Raw genomic sequence first — 4,300 nt, 5'->3', positions numbered from 1 at the left:
GGAACAAGTGGTTTAGGTGTTTTGATAGGTGTCCCGTTTTCAGGGTTCACTTCAGACCCTTGGGTGTTAGCTTCAGCTCTTGCTGCTGAAACAGAAAAACTAAAATTTTTAGTAGCAGTGAGACCAGGACTAATGTCACCTACAGTTGCAGCGAGGATGGCATCTACATTTGATAGAATTTCAGATGGGAGACTACTTATTAATGTAGTAGCTGGAGGAGATCCAGTTGAACTACAAGGAGATGGATTATATCTTGAGCATGATGAAAGATATGAAGCAGCGGATGAATTTTTAAAAGTTTGGAAATCGACATTGCAAGGTGAAACGATCTCTTTAGAAGGAAAACATATTCAAGTTACAGATAGTAAAGTTGTATTCCCGCCAGTTCAAACACCATATCCTCCTATATATTTCGGAGGATCATCAGCTGCTGGAAAAGAAGTAGCAGCTGAACATAGTGATGTATATTTAACGTGGGGAGAGCCACCAGAGCAAGTGAAAGAGAAAATAGAAGAAGTAAGAAAACTTGCAGAAGAGAAGGGGCGTACAGTACGATTTGGCATTAGATTACACGTAATTGTAAGAGAAACAGAAGAAGAAGCGTGGGAAGAGGCAGAACGTTTAATTCAATATGTGGATAATGAAACAATTGAGCTTGCTCAAAAGACATTTGCAAGATATGATTCGGTTGGTCAAAAGAGGATGACACATTTAAATAAAGGTACGAGAGAGTCGTTAGAGATAAGCCCTAATTTATGGGCTGGAATCGGACTTGTAAGAGGTGGGGCAGGTACTGCACTTGTAGGCAACCCACATACAGTAGCAGAAAGGATAAAAGAATATGAATCGTTAGGAATTGATACGTTTGTTTTATCAGGATATCCGCATTTAGAAGAAGCGTATGAGGTCGCAGAATTGTTATTCCCATTATTGAAAGACGAGAAGAAAGAAGAAAATAAAATTGTTGGTGAAATGATTGCTGATGCATATGCATTAAAAAAATAGTGAGAAATAAAGTTTCACATATTTATTGCTTTATTTTGTTCACTGCCTGTTAATACGGGATAAAAAACCCGCAAGTTATTCGCTTGCGGGTTTTCATCGTAAATTATTAGAAAATATGGTAAAATTAAAGGGTAACTTAAGGTGCGGTTGGTTGTTCAATTATCACTTCTCCGAGTAGGAGGGGGGTGATAATACGTGAGTGAAATAGCGTTGCTACTGCAAGGTGGACTGTTTCTCGTTGCATTGTTAACGTTCGTCGTCGTTTTAATAGACAAGCTCAAAAAATAACAACCCACCTATGCTTATAGAATGTGGGTTGTTTTGTTTGTAAGAAACAAATAGGATAAATGAACAATCCAATCTGCTAAGTTACGTGGACTAGTGTGTAGCCGCACACTAGTCTTTTTTATTTATATACAATTTATAATTGGTTTATGTGATTGTATTGTTCTTTTCATACTCATTATAACACAGTGTCTTTTCATCAAGAAAGGAGACCGTATGTTCTGGTTTCTATTATATAGTAGGTGCTTTTTCTTTAAACAGCCCATCCATATACTGTTTTAAACTTTGGACATAAAATTTCTGCATACTCACATTATTTACACCGACAATTGGCGATGGAAGGTCAAATCTTTTTTCTGATAAATGAACGACAACATCAAAGATGTCAAACAAACGAATGAAGCAAAACAGGCCGTCTTTATCGCTAAGTAAAATAAAGTAATGATTTTCACTACTTGTATTTAGCGTATTCCATAAAGAACTTTTGCTTAAATCACGTACAATGCTTTTTTCTTTTAGTTCCACGAAATCTGCATTTGAGAGAATGGTAGAAATATCAATTGCATCTTGATCTTCAAAGTAGCCATCAACTGCTTGTACAGCGAATGTATAAGCCATTTTTAATACACTCATTTTATATTTACGGTTATCTAATAGTAATTCACGTTGAATAGAACTCGCTACTTTCGTTACACGTTCCTCTTTCCAAATTTCATTATGTAAGGAAATATCGTGCTTTTTACATAGTTTCATAATTAATGCATTAGAATAAAGAATCTCGTCGCTTACTTCGACAACATCAGTCTCAGCAGCCGCAAGTTCCTCACCGTGCTCATTCGTATAGAGTGGAGAATCAATTTGTCTTTTCATTTGTTCAATCTTAAATTGACTCAATTTATGCCTAATTAAAGGACGATCAATATTTGTTGTCATTTGTTCATGACAAGTATCACAAATTGAGTTTGTGAAATAATATCCACATAATATTTCTGGAATGACATATTGTTCACTAAGTTCTTTCGTATCTTTTCTGCAAATGATGCATTGTGTCATTTTTATCACCTTTACCTGCAAATTTGTATGTAATCTCATTGTAGTGTATTTATCGGCATTTTGGAATATTGTAAAGGAAAATATTATGTGAAATTCATGCTTATTTTGGTACAATGAAGAGAAGTGCTAGTTTAAAGGAGGCCGTTTTTTTGAAATCAAAAGTGCACTTTTGGACATTAGAAGTGCTAATGGTTGTAGGAATCATATTTATTTGCACAAAAATATCATTTTTATTTCAACCGATTGGTATCTTCATATCAACATTGTTTTTCCCAATCTTAATCGCGCTTTTTTTATACTTCATATTTAATCCTGTATTAATCTTTTTGGAGAATAAAAAAGTACCTAGAAATTTAGCGATATTACTGTTATATCTTTTTATCATAACATTAACTGCGGTTGGCGTTGGAGTAGTTGTTCCTACGATTTCACAACAGCTAATGGACTTAGTAAAAAATATGCCAGGCTACATAAAAGAGGGAAAAGTATACATACAAGAATTATCACATCATAGGTTGTTTGAATGGTTATCTACACAAAACTACGTTTCCATTGAAACAATTGAAAAAAATGCGATTGAATACTTAAAAGATATACCAAATACAATTACGTCGAGTGCAACGGCTTTATTTGGTATTATCACGAACGTTGCATTAGTTGTATTTACTGTACCGTTCATTTTATTTTACATGTTTAAAGATGGACATGCCTTTCCAGGAAAAGCGGTAAGTTTATTACCCGAGTCTTACCGTGAAGAGGGGCTTCGTATCATTAAGGAAACGAACGAAACATTATCTGCATATATTCAAGGGCAAGCGCTCGTTTGTATATTTGTAGGTGCGTTTACTTTTATCGGTTATTTAATTATCGATTTACCGTACGCGTTCGTTTTAGGAATTATTGCAGCATTTACAAACATCATTCCTAACTTAGGGCCATTTATTGGGGCAGCACCAGCTGTTATTGTAGGACTGTTCGTATCTCCGATGCAAGCATTATACGTAATTATTATCGTAACAATTGTACAACAGTTTGAAAGTAATATTATTTCACCACGTATTATGAGCTCGAAATTAAATATTCACCCATTAACAATTATTATTCTAATTTTAGGGGTAGGTAACTTTGCTGGAATCATCGGAATGATTTTAGCAGTACCAGTTTATGCAGTAACAAAAACTGTTGTTTCGAACTTAGTGAGATTGTTTAAGACAAAGAGAAGTAATCGGAAATAGTGAAACCTGAGAAAGATACACCGCTTTTTAAGTGGTGTATCTTTTGTTTATAAATAAATAATTAAAAGCGGGTTGATTTGATTTTATTATATATTTCTGATACATCAAATTCAGTGATAAACTTGTGTGATATAAGCTATATAAAACTATGTGGAATCCCTCTGAACTATCCAAATCATTTCCTTACAGCGTGCTATCAACATCATAATCGACTCCTTTCAATTCTATATAGTTAAACGATTAAAGGTGAGTGTAGTATTTGCTTCTACGATCTCGAATTTCATCAATAACTTGTTTATATTGTCTTTCCTGTTTTAATTCATTTTGAGATATTGTTTCTTTTTGAATCGTAATCGTTAAAAAGAAAAGGTGAAACTTCATATGTGAATTCCTCCTTTCGAATTGGAATTACAGATGACTACAGTAATGACTTTGTCTTTCTTTTACATGATCTATAGCCTGATTAATTTGTCGCTCATGAAGCATTTCAGACTCGGAAAATGTATTTTTTTGAATGGTAATGGTTAAAAAGAATACTTTAAATTTCATTAGATAATTGCCCCTTTATAAGTGATTTAGAAAAAACGAGTGTAATAAGAAATTACAGGTGATTACAGGTGATTACAGGTGACTACAGTAATGACTTTGTCTTTCTTTTACATGATCCATAGCCTGATTAATTTGTCGCTCATGAAGCATTTCAGACTCGGAAAATGTATTTT

At 34.0% G+C, this 4,300-nt stretch carries 7 protein-coding genes; 3 read left to right on the top strand and 4 right to left on the bottom strand.

All coding sequences use genetic code 11. The features are described from left to right. Both ssuD and ACODS7_RS31030 read left to right on the top strand, forming a co-directional pair. A partial coding sequence (gene ssuD, locus ACODS7_RS31035) for an FMNH2-dependent alkanesulfonate monooxygenase (RefSeq protein ID WP_488828429.1) occupies positions 1–1,005 on the top strand: 1,005 nt, incomplete at its 5' end. Between the two features lie 195 nt (positions 1,006–1,200). After that, the gene (locus ACODS7_RS31030) at positions 1,201–1,293 is read left to right on the top strand and encodes a putative holin-like toxin (protein ID WP_001289320.1); all 93 of its coding nucleotides are present in this window, start codon (positions 1,201–1,203) and stop codon (positions 1,291–1,293) included. 228 nt (positions 1,294–1,521) lie between these two features. Here the strand turns inward: ACODS7_RS31030 and ACODS7_RS31025 are convergent, their stop codons facing one another. Then, entirely contained in the window at positions 1,522–2,343 is an 822-nt protein-coding gene (locus tag ACODS7_RS31025; protein WP_016081205.1) for an HNH endonuclease, read from the bottom strand. 149 nt (positions 2,344–2,492) lie between these two features. Here ACODS7_RS31025 and ACODS7_RS31020 point away from each other — a divergent pair, with 149 nt between their 5' ends. Beyond that, on the top strand, positions 2,493–3,578 hold the full coding sequence (locus ACODS7_RS31020) for an AI-2E family transporter (protein WP_000837892.1): 1,086 nt from the start codon (positions 2,493–2,495) through the stop codon (positions 3,576–3,578). Between the two features lie 240 nt (positions 3,579–3,818). Here ACODS7_RS31020 and ACODS7_RS31015 read toward each other — a convergent pair whose 3' ends face one another. From ACODS7_RS31015 to ACODS7_RS31005, 3 genes are all read right to left on the bottom strand, one after another. After that, positions 3,819–3,959 (bottom strand): YrzI family small protein, encoded by a 141-nt coding sequence (locus tag ACODS7_RS31015; RefSeq protein ID WP_000668497.1) that lies wholly within the window; start codon positions 3,957–3,959, stop codon positions 3,819–3,821. Between the two features lie 27 nt (positions 3,960–3,986). Next, a complete protein-coding gene (locus tag ACODS7_RS31010) occupies positions 3,987–4,127 on the bottom strand; it encodes a YrzI family small protein (RefSeq protein WP_043315273.1) in 141 nt (46 codons plus the stop codon). A 72-nt stretch (positions 4,128–4,199) separates the two neighbouring features. Next, the coding region (locus ACODS7_RS31005) for a YrzI family small protein (RefSeq protein ID WP_488828430.1) at positions 4,200–4,300 on the bottom strand (101 nt) is incomplete at its 5' end.

Source organism: Bacillus sp. FG16 (assembly GCF_057809515.1).
This window is presented reverse-complemented; position numbering and strand designations above follow the sequence as displayed.